Consider the following 20,853-nt stretch of genomic DNA (forward strand, 5'->3'; position numbering starts at 1 on the left):
GTCATCGATTGAATATATCAACCGCCCGGCTGCCGCGGCGTACGGCCTCGCCGGCGCTGTCCGCCGGCCGTTCATACAGCCGTGTTACGAGAGACGCCGCCTCCGCCGGATCGTCTGCGCCGCGTAGTGCGTTGCCGGCAGCCGATTCAGTATGCGTCAGTTCCCATTGAATGAAGTCGAGCTGTTCGGCAAAGGTCGAGCTTTGGATATCCTTCCCGGCCCATTCGCGGAAGCTGGCCTGGCGCGGCCCTTCCCACTGGGCAAGCCCATAACCGGGCCCGCCGCCGATCTGGTGGATGTAGGGGTTCATGCCGCTTTCGGCGTCGAGATTGGCCACGATGCCGGCCGCCTGTGCTTCAGACCAGCCTTGCGCCCGGAAATAGCTCATGGCCTGATCGATCCGGCCGCTACGGCCACCCGCGCCGCTCGGCGTCACGCCTCCGGCAGCCTGCGAACTGCCAGCTTCCGTTGTGCCCGGGGTCCCCGGCGGCGCGCGCAGGATGACCGCATCGTGCTGGAGCGCCCAGTCCAGACCGTTCTCCGAAATGCGCTGCGAGCCGTCGGCGTTGACGTTGTTCGATCCGATCATCTTGCCATTGCCGGCATAGATCTCGGTATGCGAAACGCCCCCGCCCTGGATGATGACCACATCCCCAGGCCGCGCTTCCGCGGGCGAAACGGGCGTCCATCCACGGCCGCGCAATGTGCTGTCGAGTTGATCCACGGAATCGGTGTGGAGGCCGGCGGGCAATTGCCCGGCTTCGGTCAGGACCGCCGAGACGAAATTGGCGCAGCACACATTCGACGGTACGTTGGCGTTCATTGGAAGATCGTCGCTCTGATCGACCTTCAGCGACGACGCGTTCTGGCCCAGATACTGGCGCGCCACATCATAAGCATTCGACGAGCCGCCCGCCTGCGCACTCTCGACCGCACCGACCGAGCCCGCGCCGCCTGCCGATCCACCTGTCGGAATGGTGATCCGGTCCCCCGGAAAGATCAGGTCGGGATTGGCGACGTGAGGATTGGCCGCGATCAGCTCATCGAGCGAGACGTTGTGCGCCCGCGCAATATCCCAAAGCGTGTCGCCCTTCACCACGCCGTAGTCGCCGGTGGGATTGGGACCATTGACGTACGATGGATTCTGAACCGCGGAAACGCCCGTCATACCAACACTCCTGCGACTTTGTGGTTGTGCTGGAGGGCAGCTTATGTCGGCGAGCCTGGCCGGTCTGTAATCGGATCGTGCATCAACAGCGCCGTTTGTCTAATCGTATCGAGTACTGACAATCCGGAGCGACGGACCATTTTTGCGGGACGGTTTCCAGCTCGGAGAACGACCATGACGCTGACGCCCGTTCAACAGGCCGCCTACGACGACATCTCCTCGCACCTTGAAGACGGCTGGTTCAGCGGCGTCAACGAAGACGACCTGAACGCCATCCGGACCACCCTTGGCGATCTTGGCGCAACCGACGCCGACGCCGTGATCGACGCGATGGCCGATGCAGGCAAACTGCAGAAGTTCGCCGACGAACTGAATCAGGGCGAATTCGCCGGCATCGGTCAGGATGGCCTGAGCAACGACGAGCGCAAGGCGTTGTTTGCCGATCTGGCCGGCAAGCTGGACGGGGACAGCCTGGCGAATTTCAGCAACGCGATCGCCGAGGCCGAGAGCAAGCACACCGATTTTCAGTACGTGACCGAACTTGGCGATGCTGTGGCGACGCATGCCTCGCCGCAGGTCAAGCTCGATTACATCGAGGGGCTGTCGGACAAGGTCGGCGGTGAAGGAATCACCGACGTCGATCTTGGCGGCGGATCCTCGACCCGAAACATCGATTCCGAGGCCGGCGCGATCGGCACCGTCCTCGGCTCGATGAACGGCTCGTGGGCGGAGCAGGCGTTCCGATCGCTTTCTAGCGAACAACTTGACGCCGTGCTGGCAACGGGAATTGACGAAACGGTCAGGGTTTCCGGATCTTCGGTGACCTCGAGCTTCGATACGGCGCGCTACGAAGACGTCATTCGTGCCGCCGGCACGATGAACGATGCCGATCTCAAGGCACGGATTTTCGACGCGGCGGCGAAACCGCTTCGTACCGTGCGAGACGCCGACGATTTTCCCGCCATCTCGCTTAACGACGAAGATCTGCAGGGGATGAGCACTGCGCTCACGAGTCTGATAGAAAGTGACACGACGGGCATTATCCGCGAACTCACCTACAATACCGAGACACAAGACGGCTCGGCCCTCGCGGCCTATTCCCAGATCATGATCGAAACTGGCCAGACCGAGAAGCTCGCCGACCATATGACGAAGCTGCAGTTCGGAAACGATCTGTCCGAGAATGCGATCGAACGGCTTGACGAGGTCACGGTTCGCGATGGCCAGGAATTCCGCGAGAACGCTGCGGCTCTGGGGTACTTTACCGGAGCGGTTTATGCCGGGGCCGAGGCGCATTCGGGGGACGTGAAGAAGCAGCAGGAAGTCGTGACCGGGTTTCTTGACTTTGTTCTCGGCAAAATTCCTGGCGCCGGCGGTATCAAGCCGACCGATGCCCTGCTGGGCCAGGATATGGTAGGAGCAGCGGTCGAGGCGGCCATCAACGATCCGGGCGCGGCGCCGGCACAGCGGCTGGAGCGGGCAGCGCTTCCACAGAATCCCGGCACTGGGGAACTCGCCGTGGGCGATCCGATTACCAATTCGTTCGACACGACCATCAATCGCGTGATCCGCTCGGCGCAACCTTGATCTCGAAGGCCGCATCACGATTTGCGTTGTGTGCTGCTCTTGCGCTGCTCGCGGGCGCGTGCGGAGACACCGACGGCGTGACGGATTTCCCCAATCCTCCAGCAACGCTGATTCAACCCGACGAATATGCCTGGGGTGACGCCACCGCATCACGCGACGAACGCATGGCGCGGCATGTCACCAATCGCCTTGGCGAACGCTTCGGCCAGGCGCGGGAGTTGCACTACGTAGCCCCGGATCCGCAGACCGTCCGATATCTGGAGCAGTGGTACCTGACGCGATTGGGAGCCGGTTGGACGCCTCTCGACCTTGCTGGAACGTTCGGTCCGGGGGAGGCGGGTTTCGGCTTCGTGCGCGGCGATCACGCCATCGTCGCCGCATGGCTGCAACCGCAGCCAGATGGGCGGGTTCCCGTCACCTTCTTTCGCTACGGCCAATGATCCAGGCGACGGCGCCCACGAGCAAGGGGACGCCTAGTGCCTGGTGCCCTTTAGCATCGCTATCACCTCGGGCGGTGCGGGTTTCAGCCCCGCCTCGCGAGCACCGGAGGGAGGCCAGGCGTTCTCCGTCACCAGCTTGCGGACCGTGGTCGGGTCCGGCGGCGGCCACGGGACGCCCGGGCGGCTCAGGAGAGAAATCAGCCGCTGCCGGGCTGCTTCCTCCGCCCTGGAGGTGAGCCGCAACGGCTCCGTAATACCCCGTGCGGGAAGCGCCCCGCCGGCCCCAACGGCCCAAGGATCGGCGCCGGCCTCAATCAGTACTTCGGCCACCCGCATCGAATCCATATCGACGATCGTCTGCAGCGCGGTCGTACCTGTCGCGTCGGTCCAGCCGAGATCGGCGTCATGGCGGATCAGCAGCCGCGCCGCGTCGGGCCGCGCATGACGGCCGGCGGTCAGCATCGGCACGATTGCTCCCCCCGTCTTCTGCGGGTCGGGGCTCGCGCCAGCCTCAAGCAGCCGTTCCGCAAGGTTCATGTCGCCGGCCTGGATCGCAAGATCCAGTGGTGCCCCCGCCACGACGCCGTTGGCTGGTGCACCGAGCGCCAGGAGCGAGTCCACCATCCTCTGGTCGCAGCGCGCCACCGCAAAAGTTAGCAGGTCGCCAAACTGTCCGTCCGGCCGGAACTCGGGATAGACTTTGGGCGGAACGTGCGTGTCGAGGAGGCGCGGATCGCCGCGGGCGAGGCGGACCACCGCATCGACATCGCCGGCGAAGACCGCAGCGGCGATGTTGCGCCCCGGCTGGCCGTTGTTGACCGCATCCAGGACCAGTCGCTCTTCGGGCAGAGTCACGTGCCTCTCATCGAAACAGGCCGACGCAGCATCATCGCATCCTCCCGCCGACAGCAATGCGAGCGTCACGGCGAAACCAGAGAGCCATTGCCTCCTCATCAATGGGGCAGGTTGTGGAGCACCCAATCCATCCCATGGCGATCGACCGGATTGCTCCAATCGAGCCAGTTCTTGCCCACCGGCCTCGAAGCGTCAAGGGCATGCGGGGTGCCGTAGGCTTCCGGGATATCCGCAACCGCAGCTCCGCCAATGCCGCCCGCCACCCCTCCTACCGGGCCGAGGAAACCGCCGAAGAACCGCCCAATCGCGCCGCCGATTACCCGGTCGCCGCCATTCTGCAGGATCGAGAGCACCTCGCCGTCGACGTACCAGGCATCGACCTGCGCTTCGGTCGCTGTGCCGTTCGCCTGGTGGATCGCGTTCGCATCCGCGATCGTATCGTTATGGAGCCCGGCAGCATTGAAGGTGTTGGCTGGGCGGCCCGCAGCAATTGCCGCTGCGGAGGCGAGACCACCGCCGAGTGAATGGCCGGCGAAACTCACCTGATTGGCGATTTCCGAACGACCAATCCGTTCGCCGATCGCAAGCGCGGCACGATAGTGGCCAGAATCGATGCCCGCGCTCTGCTGCACGTTCGCAATCCAATCGCCCAGGCTCTGCGAACCGCGAAACGCCACAACATATTCCGTGGAAGTGCCCTCACCGGTCGCATAGATGCGGGCGCGGAAGTCGGCACCGACCAGCAGCGAGGGGTCGAGGTTGAGCGCTCGCAGATCCGCCTCCGAAGCCACGCGGTAGCCGTCGGGCGGGTGGGGCGAATCTGCGTAGACGTCCTCTGCGATCAAGGCATGCGCGCGCAGTTCTTCCGGTGTGGGCGAGGCGGGTGTCAGCCGCGAAGCCGGCGATGCCTGGACAGGATCGGGGCGCACGTCACCGGGGGCATGCGAAGAGGCTGGTCTTGGATCTTCGGGATCGCCCGCGAGGTATCTGGCGTCCCGCACCGTCGACATACCGGAAATCGGATCCAAGCTCACCAGCCGTCTCCCTGCACTGACGATATGTGGCTAGCCGGCCGAACGGCATGCGTCCCTAATCGATCGGATTAAGCCTTGTCGAAATTTTACGGACCGGGACGGCTATATCGATGAGGCCGAGATCAGCGCAGGCTGGAGCGGCGAGCGGCTGGGACGACGCAACCCCTCCGGTCGGTCCGACGCAAGTTCCAAGGCTGTGGCGAGCGTGCAGTGAGAAGTGAGACGGGCGGCGGCCGGGTCGCGTGACCGCCGCCCGTCGCAGCGGCCTCTGGCCCGCCGGGGGGATAAAACCCGGTCAAGAGGGGCGCTGCCGGGTACTAGGCGTTGCCCACCTCGTCCGCTCCGTAAGCTCCCCGGACGAAGCTTCCAAGATAAAGAAAAGTTGATAATCGAGAGAGCGCCACGGCCGCGCCGGTGATCTCGACCGTCGCGAGCATCGGCAGGCGGACGCCTGACGACCGCTTGGTCAGCACTCGCCCGCCGCCCGCCTCGGTTGAGAGTCTAAAGGAGCTGGCACTCCATCGTCTCGAGCAGCAATGCCAGCCGATCTGTCTCGGCCTGCAACGTTCTGCGATCAGCAACATCGGACCGCACGGTAGGAGGCGTTACCGCTACCTCGACGAGATTTACTGCCTCGATGGGATCTCGATCGAGATCGTAAAGCTCCCATTCCTGATCGGCCTTTCCCGCAGGATCGAAATAGCGGACCAGCTTGTACCGCGATGTTCGAACGCATCGGACATGATTGGGCTGACGGACAGCGCCGGCCGTCATCGTCACTGGCCCCTTGCCGTACGTGCCCTCCCGTACCGCATCTACCGTTCGGGCATAAATATTGAAGTGCTCGTTGGCCCGGCGCTGGTGCGAATCCGGGCTCGCGGGCAGAGGCGCGGTGATTTCGTCATCGGTGATGAACAGGACCCCTTCCCGCTCCCGTCCGTCGGCTTCGAGGACTGTGTCATTCGGCCATTCGCCCTTGACCAACGGCGTCAGGTCGATCCCCGGCAGCGGCGGGACCGGGCGGCGTTCGGCGAGCCGGCGATGAATTGCTGCCCGCTCAGCCTGATCGACGCCAGCGAGGCCGAGCACGGTGGGCAATATATCGATGTGGCTGGTCACGGCGCCGACCTGACGTACTACACCGTCATTCCCCGGGTCCGCTGCGGGTTTTGAATGCGCAATCCGGGGATCGCGCACGACAACCGGGACATGCAGTGCCTCCGCATATGCCGTGTGCCACTTCTCCATCATCATGCCGTGGGCACCGCCATACTCGCCGTGATCGGTCAGGAAGATCACGATCGTATTATCGGCCTGCCCCGACTCCTCGAGCGTCTTCAGAACCGCCTCGATGTGCGTATCGACCACGGAGTGCAGCCAGCCGTAGAGCTGGAGAAACAGCAGGCAGTTCAGATCAGGATCGTCCGCCAACTGGAAGGGAATGCAGCTCTGCAGGGCGGTTCGCACCGCAAGTTCGGCCGTTTCGTCGGGGGCGCGGTGGGCCCGTTCGGCGACACTCAGGCCCGCTTTCGCGGCAAGGGCCAAGCCCATCTTGTATGCGTATTCATGCTGGCAACTCGGCTTGCCCGCCAGCGTCTCGTTCTGTGTCGGCGAAGGTGCGGCGCAGTTCTGCGGAAAACCCAGAGGATTGAGGGGAATGCGCGCCGTTCCCGCGACAGGTGCCGGCGCGAGCTCCTGCACTCCCGGCACGGTCAGGGGGCCGAAGATCGACTGTGTCGTCGGAACATAAGTCCGGCCATCTGGAAGTTCGATCGGCTGCGACGCGCCGCTCGCAGGCAGCGCCTGCGCCACCACACCCGGATAAGTCGCGATGTCGTGCGGATTGGTGAAGGAGACGACCGCCAGCCAGGGTTTGGTGTCGTCCGCTTTCGGACGGTCGCCGCCCGGATCCTGCGCCGCATCCGAAGCATAGATGCGGTTGTAGTCAAGGCCCAGTGCCTTGCGGCGGATGAAGGTACAGGCGAGATCCGAAAAGCCGACATCGCGGTAGATCCCCAGATCGTTCGGCAAGGGCCCGTGCGGCTCGGGATAGGACGTTTCCCAATCGTCGAAGCCGTAGCGCTCGAGCGAGTGGTCCGGCGGATTGCTCACGTGCCATTTGCCGAAATAATGGGTGGTGTAACCGGCTTCGCGCATCCACGAACCAAGCGTCGGGATGCCGTCGGGCGCGAGCCAGGGAAACGCTGCTGAGTCGCCGCTTTTGAAGAGCCCGTCGGTTTGCGTGACGCCGGTGCGCGTGCCGTACTGGCCCGTATAGATTGCGGCGCGACTGGGAATGCAGGCGCTCGAGGCGATGGTATGGTTCCGCAGCACGACCGCACCCTCGCGCAGTCGCAGGAGTCCCGGAAAGAACTGCGCATAAGGATTGGTAGGACTCACGTCGCCCTGGAAGCCGAGGATCGCCTTGAGCTCCGGCGCCAGCCCGCCTTCTGCACCGTAAGAGAAGCGTGGGAAGCGGTACTGGTCGCACGTGATGAGCAAGATGTTCGGGCGGCGGGAAGCGGTCATGTCCTTGGTCATGTGGCCCTCCGGGTAAGTGGTTTGCGAAGTTGCAGCGGCTGAAGGAGCCGCGGCTAAAGGATGCCGCCCCTGACCGAACTGTTGGTGGCGGGGACTGTCGACGGCAGCGAACTCACACTGCCCGCTGCACCTCGCGCGTCGGCGATGATCACCGCGGCTGCCTTCTCGCTGATCATGTAGATGGGCAGAACGATGAATGTTCCGGGTATGTGCGGGAACACGCTCGCATCGACCACGCGCAGGTTCTTCGTCTTGCGCACCCGGAAATCGCCGTCGAGGACGGCCTCGGGGTCGTCGCTCCTGCCGATCTTGCAGGTGCACGAACAATGGTGGCCCCAGGCCTGATCCCTGACCCACTGCGTTAGCGCCTCCTGCCCCTGGATCTCCGGCCCCGGCATCAGCTCGCGCATCACGTACGGGGAGCCCTTCATCATGCTCCGGGCGAAGCCCACGGCCTCCACCACGGCAGCAATATCGGCGCCATCAGCGTCGCTACCTTCCTCGAAATAATGGAAGTTCACATAGGGGCGATCGAGGGGATCGGCGCTGACCAGCCTGACCTCGCCGGCCGTGTTTCGGGTGTGTCCTTTGAGAACGGCCCAGGTGAACTCATTCCGCACCGGCTCGAAGTGCGAGAAGTAGCGCGGAAAGTAGCCTTGGAAATGGGTTGCCAAGGCGAAGACGAATAGGTCGGGATCCGGCTCTTCGGGCGCCGATCGCCTGAGGAAGGCAAGTGCGCTCCCGCCCGATGTGTAGACGCCCGTTCGGGTAGCCTGCCACTGTGCCAGCGCTGCGTCGAAATCGGGATCGTCGCCGAAAGTGGCATCGGCATTCACCGTCCAGTCGGAGGCCATTTCGAAGACCACCCCCACTTCGTAGCGGTCTTGCAGATTGCGGCCCACGCCCGGCAGGTCCGCACGGACCGGAATGCCATGGTCGGCAAGATGCTCTTTCGGTCCGATACCCGATAGCATCAGCAATTGCGGTGTGTTGAAGGCCCCGCAGGCGAGGATGACCTCGCGCACCGCATGCACTTCTCCGCGCGTCGGCTCGGTCACTTTGCAACGAACCCCGGAATTGGGGTCCGCGCCGTAAAGATGTTCGCCTTTCAGATACTCGACGCCGATCGCCACGTTCTCGTCGCCATCCGCGAACAGGATGCGGGTAATGTAGACTCCAGTCCAGATCGTGAGATTTTCCGGAAACTGCGCCGCTACCTGGCGGATAAATTCGCGCGGGCCGCTGCGCGCATGATCGGCCGTGGCCAAAGGGATCGTCAGATAGCCCTCCCGGCCCTCATCCGCCGCCCTTTTGGTATTGGGGTCGAGCAGCGGGTCGATAGGCGCCATGCCGTAACCTTGCCCGGCCACCCCGACGGCGTACTGCAAGGTCGTCTGGAGCTGCCAGTCCTGGGGGCTGCCGCTGGTGTCGGACTTCTCCGTCACCAGCCATCCACTGCTCCCGTGACCGGTCGCTATGACCTCGGCGGGGCTCAGATATTCGCAGCGTTCGAGCTTCTCGAAATATTTCCGCATCGAGATGGCGCTCCAGGTTTCGTCGCCGGTAATCTCGGCGATACGGTCCCAGTCGCTGTTGGAAGGATAGACGGTGATCAGAGCGTTGTGGGCGGTGCAGCCGCCCAGGGCACTGGCGCGCGGGTAAAGTACCCCGTCCTGGCTTGGCACGAACTTCGGGTCGCGCTCCTGCTGTGCCTGGTCCCGGTAATGGCGAACGTAGTAGTCCCACCGGCAGTCCTGATCCTCTGTCGCAAGGCCGTTGAAGCCGGGAACGGAATAGTTGAGGTTGTCCTCGTCGCCGCCTGCCTCCATGAGGAGGACCTTGAAGCCCGCTTTCGCGAGGTTGGCCGCCAGCGGCCCACCGCCCGCGCCAGAACCCACGATGATATAGTCAAATTGGGTGCTGTCGTTCACCACGCCCCTCCTGCTGCCCTACTCACGGGTTTGAACGTAAGCACTTTGGGAGAAGGCCCGCCGATGCGTCCACCGATCAATTCTTATGAATTCTCGCGAAATCTTACCTTCATGAAGAGGTTCAGGGCCGCAGATGCTCATTTACGCTCTGCAGAAACTCGGTGATTGCATACGTTTCAAATGGTCATTTTGATGCTCTCATACGCCGGGCGTTGCCCGGACGCACTTCAATGGTACTGCAAACCGCCGATGGACCGATGCAGTGATGGACGTTACCGCTTGCCGGAGGGAGGGCGAGGCTGCCTTCCAGATTGGGCGTTGCGGATGCCGGGTTCAGTGGATCGGATGATCAATGTACTTTCTCGGGCGGCGCCATCCCATTTGCGGCACGCGCCCTTTCCGCATCTGGTCGTGCAGGAGGCGCTCGATCCGCGGGTCTACGCGACATTGGCGGCAAGTTTTCCTCCCCTCGAAACCCTCGCCGGACGCCGGGCATGCGAGGATCGTGCGAGCAATCGCAGGTATTCCACACCCGCCTGGCCATTGATGCTGCGCGAGGACGTGGCACCGATTTGGAAGACGTTTCTGCAGCAGCATGTGTCGCAGGCTTTCCTTGATGCGGTGTTCACGATCTTTGCCGGGTGTTGGGACCAGGGCCTGCTCAATCTGCTGGACCGCGGCGACCGAAAAGCCGGCGTTCTTTACCGCGACAGCCATCGGGAATTCCGAGTCCTCGCCGACGCTCGAGTGGAGATCAACAGTCCGGTTCGCGGTCCGGCATCATCGCCGCGCGGAGCTCACCTTGACGCCCCGAACCGGCTTTTTAGCGGCTTGTTCTATCTGCGCGACGGGGATGACGATTCTGTCGGCGGCGAACTGGAGCTGTTCCGATGGAGGTCGCGGCCCAGCGAGGCACTCGATGTCTTCGAGCTGCCCGCTCACGCCGTCGAACGCGTGGCGACGATCCCGTATCGGCCCAACCAACTGGTGCTCTTCCCGCAAAGCCTTTTCGCCTTGCATGGCGTCGGCAATCGACAGCCGACCCCGCACACCCGCCGCTATGTCTTTATCACGGCGGAAATCGAGGACGATTGGCTGACCTCGCATCACACCAATCCAGCTGCACCGGCCTCGTCCTCGTGCGGCTGCTGATCTACGGCATGCAGTCGAGCGGGGCGACCGCATTCAGCCTCTTTCTCGCACAAAGGCCGGGCTGCCTTGCTCTGGTGGATGTCCTGAACAACTACGCGGCCCCGCACGTCGAGACCGAGCGCGACATCCTCGCGAAGGTCGTGCTCACAACGGCATACCCGTTATCCGTCCATCGGGAGCGCTTCCGGCCGGACCGGACGATCCTGTTCCTGCGAGACCCCAGGGACAATTTCGAGAGCTTGCGCCGCAAGCATTATCGCAATCATTCCGGGCTGATCGATGAAAAGTTCGCGCTGCTGGACCGCGTGTTTGCGGCGCGCGAGAGCTTCGATGCGGTGATCGAATACGAGGACTTCGTCATCCGTGCACCGAAGGTGAGCGCGGCGGTCACCGACCTTGGATGGCCGGTCGAGCAATCGTACTACACCTTCCGGCGAACGCACAAGGAACTGGCGGAGGCGTTGTGGAGCGCGGTCCCGGACCTGTTCGATCACTTCGAGTTTTCGTTCGGCAACGTGCAATCGGGCGAAGTGTCGGCGCAGTTTGGCGATCGAAGGCCAGTGGTGGGGCTGGAGGCTCTTCTGGAGACGCTTTGTCCGCTGGTTCTTGACCATTATCGCCAGCGCGAAGCGAGAGGCCGCCCGCCTGGTGGCGCCTAAGAGGAGCGGGCCGTCGGAGGCAGCCGATCAGGTCGCCACTCTAACGCAATATAACCGCGCTCGGTGGCGAGTTCCCGTATTCCCAGGCGTGCGTAAAGGCGGCGTGCCGGATTGTAGGGCGTAACGGACCCTTTCAGGATGCGGCCGCTTTGTCTGCAGGCATCCATGAGGGAAGCAAGCACGGCCGCTCCCAAACCGCGGTTGCGATGGTCGGTATGGAGCACCAGGTCGACCACCCACAATGCACCGGACTGCTCTGCCAGGATGATCATGCCGACCGGAGCGCCCCGGCCGCCGGGCCGGCCGTCCCCTCCGAGGACGACAAACTGCTCTGCGTCGGGATAGTCGACTTTCACGCCGCTCTGCTGAATTCCAAACTGCTGCCTCGCGATCGTCTCACGCAGCTCCACGGGCAGCGGCGCAAGCTCTCGCTCCCGCGATGCGACGAACATCTCGTACAGGAATGCTTCGTCCTCCGGCCCGGCCGGACGAAGCGTGAATCCGCAGCTCTCGATCAACGCACACCCCGTGGACCGGCACGGCAAGATATGAGATTGGCAGTGCAGAGCGTTTCGAACGGGGACGGAAGCAAGTGTACGATCATGTCTTGCCTATCACGATGGAAGAGTTTCAGCCGTTCCTCGGGCGGTCCTTCAACGTCAAGAACATCGACGTGGCGGTAGAGCTCAAGCTGATCGAAATCCAGGAATCCACCCAAGGGCGGCCCTGGCCGCCGAACCTTTCCAAGCCGTTCCTGATGATCTTCTCCGGGCCGCCCGAGCGGATCCTGCTGGAAGGGCTGCGCCTCCTGGAACTGCCAGGTGGGCCGACCTTCCAGCTCTACGTCATCCCCATTCTGACCCACGACCCGGCCTCGACCGGGCAACAGTACCAGGTCATCATCAATTGACCGGCCGCACTGCGGCCATCTTAGTTGCGGGAGGGGAATACGCCTTCGAGCGCAATCACATAGTTCAACACCTGGTAGGGTTGAACGATGCTGAACGGCACTGAGTTACCGCTTGGTCCGACAGCAACCGTGCCTTGTACCTGCCCATTCAACTGCGCCGATGCACCGCCTAGCGGCACCTGGGTCCCCCCTGCGGCTGCATAGACCCGCGTGCCGCCCGGGCTCACGACCCCAAGCTGACCATCTTGCTGCGGGCTGTTGCTGCTGGCCGGTTGCGTGGTTGCGTTCACGGTCACGTCTACGCCGAGATTCCCCGTCGGCGTGAAGGTCGCCCCATGTGTGTGGATCGGCATCTGCGCCGAGGTGAGCGTGACGTTTTCGGTGCCGCTCGTTTGTCCCAAAGTATAGTGGCCGAGGCCCGGAGACTGCCCCTGTCCGACCGGTACCCTGCCTTGCAGATTCGGCAATGCGAAGGTGGTTTGTCCGTTGCCGCCGTAAACTGTGCCGAGCAGGGAAAAAAGCGCGGTGTTGCTCGAGATCGCCAAGAGCTGCCCCTGGCAAAAGGCCCATCCGCGAGGCGCAAAGTTTGGCGCCCAGATCATCACGGTTCCCAGGAATGGTTCACTCATTGCCAGCGCTCCTCAGTTGATGGAGGAGCTGGCCGGCAGCCGCCGGAACGCTTCCCCCAATGGTCGATATCCGGAGCGGTCGGCGGGGAATTCCCCTTCCCCCGGCCGGGTTGCCCCCACTCTCCAGCATGGGTAACACAAACTCGGTTCAAGTAAAGCCGATGATGATCAGGGTGGACTCAGTTGCTGACTAAGAAGAACGTTAGCTAACAGGTGAGTTGACGCCGGCATGACTGCTTGCGAACGGCGAAACTTCGAAAACCCGATCTTGTTGGGCGACCCTCCAGCGGCGTCGCTGCAAAAAAAGATCCGGTAACGACTTGTTTAGGCAGACAGACGCATGTCTATTTGATATTGCGGTCGGCAGGGGAGGATCAGCGCGGCGCGTCAACGCCAAGTTGATCCGCAAATGGCCTTGGGGGGATCGGGCCGGTGCGTACATTCGCTTTCTCGCTCGCGTTATCTTGGGCCTCAATGGTTAGCACCTCGCTCGCGGTGCTTCGTCCGGCCGGCTTGCGCAAAGCGGCTGCCGGCACGCTCACCATGATCGCGCTCGCACTCATTATTCCGCAGCAGGCTCTGGCGCAGTCGGCGGCGTGCAGCGCTCTCAATGCCGATTACAGTTCGGGTGCCCCGATCACGCTGGCCCCTCCCTCCGGAAGCAACGACTCCCGGTACACTGAATATGGGCCGCCGTTCGCCGGTGCACCATTCGCGGTAGGCGAAACGATAAGCTGGTCAGCGCAATCATCCGGTCCCGGCGATACGACGGGGAGCGGAGACTGGACAGTTGCCCTCACCTTAGCAACGAACAGCCGTTTCCCGGCAGACCTCTACAACGACGGCGGCAACTTCAATGACTCGGGATCTTTCCAGATCACAGCGGCCGATGACGGATATCTTTCCGTTTACGCGCTCGTCGAGAATGTTCATCCGATCTCCGGCCTTCCCCAGGATCCACCGAGTTCGCTCACCTTTTCGGTAAGCTGCGCTGCCGCCCTTTCGCCCCCAACACTCACAAGCCTCACGCCGACCACCGGCACCATCGCAGGCGGTACAAGCGTCGTTCTCACCGGCACCGGCCTGACCGGCGCAACCGCGGTGACCTTCGGCGGCGCAGCAGCAAGCAGCTTCACCGTCGACAGCGCGACGCAGATTACCGCGGTCACGCCTGCGCATGCTGCCGGAGCTGTCGATGTCGTGGTCACCACTCCCGGCGGCAGCGCGACCGCGGCGGGGGCATACACGTTCGAGGCGCCGACCCTGTCAGTCGGCGACGTGTCGTTGGCCGAAGGCAATGCCGGGACGACCAGCTTCACCTTTACCGTGTCGCTCAGCAGCCCTGCCGGCCCCGGCGGAGTGACGTTCGACATTGCCACCGCCGACAACACCGCCAGCGCGGGGGATGGCGACTATACAGGAAGTTCGCTGACCGGGCAGACCATTCCAGCCGGTGCGAGCACCTACGATTTCACTGTGTCTGTGAATGGCGATACCGCCTTCGAGCCGAACGAGACCTTCTTCGTCAATGTCACGAACATCACGGGCGCGACGGTTGCCGATGGCCAGGGAACCGGCACGATTCTCAACGACGATGTCGCTGCTCCCACACTCACCAGCCTTGCTCCGGTCACCGGTACGACGTCAGGGGGGACGAGTGTCACGATTGTGGGCACCGACCTGACAGGCGCGACCGGAGTGACCTTTGGCGGGGTTGCGGCGACGAGCTTCACGGTGGACAGTGCAACGCAGATCACAGCGGTCACCCCGGCTCATGCGGCCGGCGCCGTCGATGTCGCGGTGACGACGCCCGGCGGCAGCGCGACCTCGGCGGGCGGCTTCACTTATACCGCTCCTCCGGCGCTATCGATCGACGACGTGTCGGTCATCGAAGGAAACTCCGGCAGCAATTTCGCCATCTTCAGCGTGTCGCTCAGCGAGCCGGCTCCGCCTGGCGGTGTAACGTTCGACATCGCGACGGCCGACGGCACGGCCACGGCAGGCGAGGACTATCGCTCGTCGAGCGACCTTGGCGTGACCATTGGCGCAGGGTCCGTCGCCGCCCCCTTCTCCGTGGAACTGTTCGGAGACACCGCCGTCGAACCGGACGAGACGTTCTTCATCAACATAACCAATGTCACCGGCGCGACCGTGAGCGATGGTCAGGGCACAGGCACGATTCTCAACGACGATATTGCCGCCCCTACGCTGACCAGCCTCGCCCCGGATACTGGCAGCACCGCGGGCGGCACGAGCGTGGTCATCACCGGTACGGATCTGACCGGCGCGAGCGCTGTCACCTTCAGCGGCACCGCGGCAAGCAGTTTCACGGTCGACAGCGCGACCCAGATCACGGCAGTCACGCCGGCGCATGCGGCTGGCACGGTCGACGTTGTCGTGACCACCCCCGGCGGCAGCGCCACCGCGGCGGGTGCCTTCGCCTACGAGGAGCCGGCGTCCACCGATGCAAATCTGGCGAGCCTGGCGATCAGCAGCGGTACGCTCGACCCGGCATTCGCGCCGGGGACCACGAGCTATGCGGTTGACGTACCGAACGCCGTCAGCGCGATCACCCTCACCCCAACCGCAGCCGATGACGGCGCAAGCATCACGGTCAATGGCACTCCGGTCGCCTCGGGCGCAGCCTCTGCCCCGATCGCGCTCAGCGTCGGAAGCAATCCGATCACCATTGTCGTCACCGCGGAGGACGGGGTCACCACCCGAACCTACAACATCGTCGCCGCGCGCGCGATCGCGGTGCCGACCATTACCAGCATCGCGCCGGATACCGGCAGCACCGCGGGCGGCACGAGCGTGGTCATCACCGGCACGAACCTGACCGGTGCGAGCGCCGTCACGTTCGGCGGTACCGCTGCAACGAGCTTCACGATCGACAGCGCGACCCAGATCACGGCGGTTACGCCTGCACACGTCGCCGGCGCCGTCGATGTCGTCGTGACGACACCCGGAGGCACCGCCACCGCGGCAGGTTCCTTCAGCTATGAGGAGCCAGCTTCGACCGACGCGAACCTGGCCGGCCTCACGGTCAGTACCGGCACACTCGATCCGGCGTTCGCGCCGGGCACCACCAGTTATGCGGTTGACGTACCGAACGCCGTGAGTTCGCTCACCTTTACTCCAACTGCGGCCGATGACGGAGCAAGTATCACAGTCAACGGCGCCCCGGTCACGTCGGGTGCGGCCTCGGCGCCGATCGCGCTCAGCGTCGGTAGCAACACGGTCACCGTCGTCGTCACCGCCGAAGATGGCGTCGCCACCCGGCTTTACACCATCGATGTAGCTCGGGGTGCAATGCCCGCGCCGCAGATCACCGGTGTCGATGTCCCTGTCTCTGGCACGTACAAGGCCGGCGACATCCTTAGCTTTACGGTCGACTTCGATCAGCCCGTCATTGCCAATATCGCCGGAACTCCCGCTTTGTCGCTCGATGTCGGAGGCTCCGCACGCGGCGCATCGTATATGTCTGGAAGCGGAACCGCAGCCTTGGCCTTTCGGTACGTGGTGCAGCCCGGCGATCTGGACGCGAACGGCATCGCGATATCTGCACTCGAGCTGAATGGCGGGACAATTACGAACGTCGACGGAACCGGCGCGGACCTCACTCTTCACAATGTCGCTTCCACCGCTTCGGTGAATGTCGATGCCGTCGCCCCCACCGTCCTTTCTTCGGACGTCAGCGGCAGCCCCGCTTCCGACGCGACTACTGCGGAGTTCGTCGTGACGTTCTCGGAACCGGTTACCGCCGTCGATTCTGCGGATTTCAGTCTGGCAACCACTGACTCTGCCGCCGGAACCATCAGCGGCGTCTCGACGGCGAACAGCATCAGTTACACCGTTGCGGTAAACGGGATTTCGGGAACCGGAACGCTGCGCCTCGACGTGGTAGACAACGGCTCGGTCCAGGACGTGATCGGCAATCCGCTGGCGAGTGCTTTCACTTCGGGCACGCCATGGGCACGCGGCGGTTCGGCAAACTCGCAGCTCTCGGCCCTCGTCCCGAGCGCCGGCACTCTTGACCCGGCCTTCACGGCGGGAACCCTCAATTACGTGCTTGAGGTCGCTCATAGTGTCGAAGCAGTGACACTGACGCCTACGGCTGCAGATACGAACGCAACGATCACGGTCGACGGTCAGGTGGTGGGATCGGGCAGCGCCAGCCAGTCCTTCACGCTCGCGGTCGGTATGACGCCGGCAGTGACTATCGAAGTCACCGCGCAGAACGGGAGCAGCACCGTATACACCGTGGCGTTCTCCCGGGCTGCGTCAGCCGACGCCAATCTCTCCAACCTCGTGCCAAGCGCCGGCGCGCTGGCTCCCACCTTCGACCCGGCAACCACGACTTACAGCATCGCCGTCGCGAACCCCATCGACACGATCACCATCACGCCGACCGCAGCCGACAGCAACGCGTCGATTGCGGTGGACGGGCAAACAGTGGCGTCAGGCAACGCGAGCCAAGCAATTGCTCTCGGAGTCGGCTCGACCATGATCCCCGTGGTTGTCACCGCACAAGATGGCGCCACGGTCAGAAGCTACACCGTCACCTTCATCCGGGCGGTGGCAGCGCCGACCGTCACAAGCATTTCACCGGCGAACGGCTCCACAGCTGGCGGCGAACCTGTCGTGATTGCCGGCACGGGGTTCACGGGGGCGACGACGATCACATTCGGCGGCGTCGCGGCAGCGAGCTTCACGGTCGACAGCGCAACCCAGATCACGGCCGTTACGCCGGCACACGCGGCCGGGATCGTGGACGTCGCGGTGACGGCACCCGGCGGCAGCGCCACTGCAGCGGGCGTATTCACCTACGAGGAGCCGACTCCGGCGCCCACGCTCACCAGCGTCGCTCCGGATGTCGGTACTACGGCCGGCGGCACGAGCGTCACGATCACAGGCACGGCATTGACCGATGCGACGACCGTTATCTTCGGCGGCATCGCCGCGACGAGTTTCACTGTCGACAGCGCCAGCCAGATCACTGCGGTGACGCCGGCTCATCCTGCCGGTCCCGTGGACGTGGTCGTCACCACTCCCGGCGGTAGCGCCACCGTGGTCGATGCGTTCACCTATGAAGACCCCATTCCCACGCCTACGCTCACGAGCGTTGCACCCGATGCCGGCACCACCGCTGGCGGTGTGAGCGTCACGATTACAGGCTCGAACCTGATCGGCGCGACAACCGTCACCTTCGCCGGTCTCGCTGCAACGAGCTTCACGATCGATAGCGCAACGCAGATCACCGCAGTCACCCCGGCGCATGCTGCCGGCGCGGTTGATGTCGCGGTGACGACACCTGGCGGGAGCGCCACTGCGGCAGGCGCCTTCACTTACGAGGAGCCCATTCCTGCGCCGACGCTCTCGAACGTTTCGCCGGATACTGGCAGCACCGCGGGCGGCACGAGCGTGGTCATCACCGGTACGGATCTGACCGGCGCGAGCGCTGTCACCTTCAGCGGCACCGCGGCAAGCAGTTTCACGGTCGACAGCGCGACCCAGATCACGGCAGTCACGCCGGCGCATGCGGCTGGCACGGTCGACGTTGTCGTGACCACCCCCGGCGGCAGCGCCACCGCGGCGGGTGCCTTCGCCTACGAGGAGCCGGCGTCCACCGATGCAAATCTGGCGAGCCTGGCGATCAGCAGCGGTACGCTCGACCCGGCATTCGCGCCGGGGACCACGAGCTATGCGGTTGACGTACCGAACGCCGTCAGCGCGATCACCCTCACCCCAACCGCAGCCGATGACGGCGCAAGCATCACGGTCAATGGCACTCCGGTCGCCTCGGGCGCAGCCTCTGCCCCGATCGCGCTCAGCGTCGGAAGCAATCCGATCACCATTGTCGTCACCGCGGAGGACGGGGTCACCACCCGAACCTACAACATCGTCGCCGCGCGCGCGATCGCGGTGCCGACCATTACCAGCATCGCGCCGGATACCGGCAGCACCGCGGGCGGCACGAGCGTGGTCATCACCGGCACGAACCTGACCGGTGCGAGCGCCGTCACGTTCGGCGGTACCGCTGCAACGAGCTTCACGATCGACAGCGCGACCCAGATCACGGCGGTTACGCCTGCACACGTCGCCGGCGCCGTCGATGTCGTCGTGACGACACCCGGAGGCACCGCCACCGCAGTAGGCTCCTTCACCTATGAGGAGCCGATACCCACTCCGACACTGACCGGGGTTGCGCCAGCTAACGGGACCACCGCAGGTGGAACGAGCGTGGTCATCACCGGCACTCATCTGCTCGATGCCAGCGCCGTTACGTTTGGCGGGATCGCTGCGACGAGTTTCACGGTCGACAGCGCCACGCAGATTACCGCGACGGCGCCGGCGCACGGAGCAGGTGCGGTGGATCTGGTGGTGACCACACCGGGCGGCAGCGCGACCGCTCCGGCTGCATTCACTTACGAAGTGCCCATCCCCGCACCGATCGTGACCGAGATCACGCCGGATACCGGCACGACAGCGGGCGGTACGAGCGTCACCGTCACCGGCACCGACCTCACCGGTGCGAGTGCCGTCACTTTCGGAGGCATCGCTGCGACGAGCTACACCGTCGATAGCGGGACGCAGATCACGGCCACAACCCCGGCGCACGCGGCGGGCGCAGTGGACGTGGTAGTCACCACCCCCGGCGGTAGTGCCACCGCCACGGCGGCATTCACCTATGAGGAGCCCACTCGTCCGGACCCGACCCTCGACCCGGAAGTCGTCGGTCTTCTCAAGGCCCAGGCCGACATGGCCACGCGCGTCGCCCAGAACCAGACCCGCAACTTTCACCGCCGACTCGAGCAGTTGCACCAGGAGGGCGATCGCCGCAGCTCTAGCATGAGCGTCCGCATCGGCTACTTGCAGGATCATTGCGGCAGCGCTTCCGAGCAGCAGCTTGCAAAGCTGCTCGCCCTGTCGGACGTCAGCCCCGACCAGATCGGAAGCGCAAACCCGATGTCGGATGCGAACGCCTGTCGTTCGAGGGGCGAACCGATGCTGGCGGCGCGCGATGGGGCCCCGGTGGATAGACCCTCGCGTCTAGGAGGATCGACATCAGGGCCGGTTGCCGTGTGGTCGGGCGGTTTCGTGAACTTCGGCCAGAGCGACGGCGGCGAGCTGGATCTCGATTACACAATGATCGGGGTCAGCGGCGGGGTCGACGCACTTTTCTCCGATCGGCTCGTCGGCGGGATCGGCTTCGGTTACGGCCGCGATCGCGCAGATGTCGGCAGCAACGGCACCAGGAACCGCGCGAACGCCTACAGCGGCGCGCTCTATGGAAGTTACCAGCCAGTCAAACAGCTGTTCATCGACGGTCTGATCGGTGGCAGCCTCCTTGAGTTCGACTCGCGCCGCTTCGTGACTGCGAACGGCGAATTTGCCACGGGGAACCGTAGCGGAACCCAGCTGTTCGGTTCGCTGACGGCGGCTTACGACGTTCGAAACGAGAAGTGGCTGCTCGCCCCCTATGGGCGCGTGGAGTTCTCCCGCTCATGGCTCAAGGGATTTACCGAGGCCGGCGGAGATATCTACGGCCTGACCTATGGTGAACAGACAGTCGATATCCTGTCGGGGGTGGCGGGCCTGCGAGCAAACTATGCCTTCGAGATGGAATGGGGCATTCTGAGGCCCGGTCTGCGCACCGAGTACACGCACGATTTCCGCAGCACATCGCGGGCGAGCCTCGGCTACACAGACCTCGGAGGACTTCCATATTCGCTTGAGTTCGACCCGAACAGCCGCGATCATGCCACCTTGGGACTATCGCTCGAGATGATGTTCCGGAACGACATCAATCTTGGCGTGGACTATCGCACTAGTTTCGGCGGATCGGGCAATCAGGATCACGTTGTCGGAGTTCAGGTCGACGGGCGATTCTAGCAGCGCTAGCGGTACGCAGCCAGCGTGCCATCGGTGGGCGTGGGTCGGTGA

Annotated in this window: 13 protein-coding genes; 6 read left to right on the plus strand and 7 right to left on the minus strand. The window is 64.0% G+C overall.

Annotated features, from left to right (window positions below; all coding sequences use genetic code 11):
• Position 1: 1 nt before the first annotated feature.
• Positions 2 to 1,168 carry a phage tail tip lysozyme gene (locus AC3A5N_RS00985; RefSeq protein ID WP_487735443.1) on the minus strand — a complete coding sequence of 389 codons (1,167 nt, stop codon included), beginning with the start codon at positions 1,166 to 1,168 and terminating at the stop codon, positions 2 to 4.
• Between the two features lie 174 nt (positions 1,169 to 1,342).
• On the opposite strand from AC3A5N_RS00985, the gene AC3A5N_RS00990 reads away from it, so the two are divergent.
• The gene (locus AC3A5N_RS00990; protein ID WP_487735444.1) at positions 1,343 to 2,755 is read left to right on the plus strand and encodes a hypothetical protein; all 1,413 of its coding nucleotides are present in this window, start codon (positions 1,343 to 1,345) and stop codon (positions 2,753 to 2,755) included.
• Entirely contained in the window at positions 2,752 to 3,195 is a 444-nt protein-coding gene (locus AC3A5N_RS00995; protein ID WP_487735445.1) for a hypothetical protein, read from the plus strand. The genes AC3A5N_RS00990 and AC3A5N_RS00995 overlap by 4 nt, the downstream gene beginning before the upstream one ends.
• 33 nt (positions 3,196 to 3,228) lie before the next feature.
• On the opposite strand, the gene AC3A5N_RS01000 is transcribed toward AC3A5N_RS00995, so the two are convergent.
• The 4 genes from AC3A5N_RS01000 to AC3A5N_RS01015 all read right to left on the minus strand — a co-directional run bounded on the left by AC3A5N_RS01000 (position 3,229) and on the right by AC3A5N_RS01015 (position 9,556).
• A complete protein-coding gene (locus AC3A5N_RS01000) occupies positions 3,229 to 4,050 on the minus strand; it encodes an ankyrin repeat domain-containing protein (protein ID WP_487735446.1) in 822 nt (273 codons plus the stop codon).
• A gap of 98 nt (positions 4,051 to 4,148) precedes the next feature.
• The gene (locus AC3A5N_RS01005; protein WP_487735447.1) at positions 4,149 to 5,084 is read right to left on the minus strand and encodes a Tle-like phospholipase domain-containing protein; all 936 of its coding nucleotides are present in this window, start codon (positions 5,082 to 5,084) and stop codon (positions 4,149 to 4,151) included.
• Positions 5,085 to 5,585: 501 nt separating this feature from the next.
• Positions 5,586 to 7,625, minus strand: a complete 2,040-nt coding sequence (locus tag AC3A5N_RS01010; protein WP_487735448.1) for a sulfatase-like hydrolase/transferase — start codon at positions 7,623 to 7,625, stop codon at positions 5,586 to 5,588.
• A gap of 53 nt (positions 7,626 to 7,678) precedes the next feature.
• Positions 7,679 to 9,556 carry a GMC family oxidoreductase gene (locus tag AC3A5N_RS01015; RefSeq protein WP_487735449.1) on the minus strand — a complete coding sequence of 626 codons (1,878 nt, stop codon included), beginning with the start codon at positions 9,554 to 9,556 and terminating at the stop codon, positions 7,679 to 7,681.
• Positions 9,557 to 9,901: 345 nt separating this feature from the next.
• On the opposite strand from AC3A5N_RS01015, the gene AC3A5N_RS01020 reads away from it, so the two are divergent.
• Positions 9,902 to 10,708, plus strand: a complete 807-nt coding sequence (locus tag AC3A5N_RS01020) for a 2OG-Fe(II) oxygenase (RefSeq protein ID WP_487735450.1) — start codon at positions 9,902 to 9,904, stop codon at positions 10,706 to 10,708.
• Positions 10,696 to 11,367 carry a hypothetical protein gene (locus AC3A5N_RS01025; RefSeq protein ID WP_487735451.1) on the plus strand — a complete coding sequence of 224 codons (672 nt, stop codon included), beginning with the start codon at positions 10,696 to 10,698 and terminating at the stop codon, positions 11,365 to 11,367. Before AC3A5N_RS01020 ends, AC3A5N_RS01025 begins: the two co-directional genes overlap by 13 nt.
• Here AC3A5N_RS01025 and AC3A5N_RS01030 read toward each other — a convergent pair.
• Entirely contained in the window at positions 11,364 to 11,885 is a 522-nt protein-coding gene (locus AC3A5N_RS01030; protein ID WP_487735452.1) for a GNAT family N-acetyltransferase, read from the minus strand. The two genes, AC3A5N_RS01025 and AC3A5N_RS01030, sit on opposite strands and share 4 nt — an antisense overlap.
• Positions 11,886 to 11,986: 101 nt before the next feature.
• On the opposite strand from AC3A5N_RS01030, the gene AC3A5N_RS01035 reads away from it, so the two are divergent.
• On the plus strand, positions 11,987 to 12,277 hold the full coding sequence (locus tag AC3A5N_RS01035) for a DUF6916 family protein (protein WP_487735453.1): 291 nt from the start codon (positions 11,987 to 11,989) through the stop codon (positions 12,275 to 12,277).
• Between the two features lie 20 nt (positions 12,278 to 12,297).
• Here AC3A5N_RS01035 and AC3A5N_RS01040 read toward each other — a convergent pair whose 3' ends face one another.
• Positions 12,298 to 12,906: a phage tail protein gene (locus AC3A5N_RS01040; RefSeq protein WP_487735454.1), complete on the minus strand. Its 609-nt coding sequence runs from the start codon at positions 12,904 to 12,906 to the stop codon at positions 12,298 to 12,300.
• A gap of 474 nt (positions 12,907 to 13,380) precedes the next feature.
• Between AC3A5N_RS01040 and AC3A5N_RS01045 the strand changes: the two genes are divergently transcribed.
• Complete coding sequence (locus tag AC3A5N_RS01045; RefSeq protein ID WP_487735455.1) at positions 13,381 to 20,802, plus strand: IPT/TIG domain-containing protein; 7,422 nt, start codon at positions 13,381 to 13,383, stop codon at positions 20,800 to 20,802.
• The last annotated feature ends 51 nt before the right edge of the window (positions 20,803 to 20,853 follow it).

This window comes from Pelagerythrobacter sp. Soil_C_18, from assembly GCF_057657235.1.

Coding starts and splice junctions, on each gene's coding strand:
- AC3A5N_RS00985 (WP_487735443.1), bottom strand. CDS start 1,168: ATGACGGGCGTTTCCGCGGTTCAGAATCCATCGTACGTCAATGGTCCC.
- AC3A5N_RS00990 (WP_487735444.1), top strand. CDS start 1,343: ATGACGCTGACGCCCGTTCAACAGGCCGCCTACGACGACATCTCCTCG.
- AC3A5N_RS01010 (WP_487735448.1), bottom strand. CDS start 7,625: ATGACCAAGGACATGACCGCTTCCCGCCGCCCGAACATCTTGCTCATC.
- AC3A5N_RS01020 (WP_487735450.1), top strand. CDS start 9,902: ATGATCAATGTACTTTCTCGGGCGGCGCCATCCCATTTGCGGCACGCG.
- AC3A5N_RS01035 (WP_487735453.1), top strand. CDS start 11,987: ATGGAAGAGTTTCAGCCGTTCCTCGGGCGGTCCTTCAACGTCAAGAAC.
- AC3A5N_RS01040 (WP_487735454.1), bottom strand. CDS start 12,906: ATGAGTGAACCATTCCTGGGAACCGTGATGATCTGGGCGCCAAACTTT.
- AC3A5N_RS01045 (WP_487735455.1), top strand. CDS start 13,381: ATGGTTAGCACCTCGCTCGCGGTGCTTCGTCCGGCCGGCTTGCGCAAA.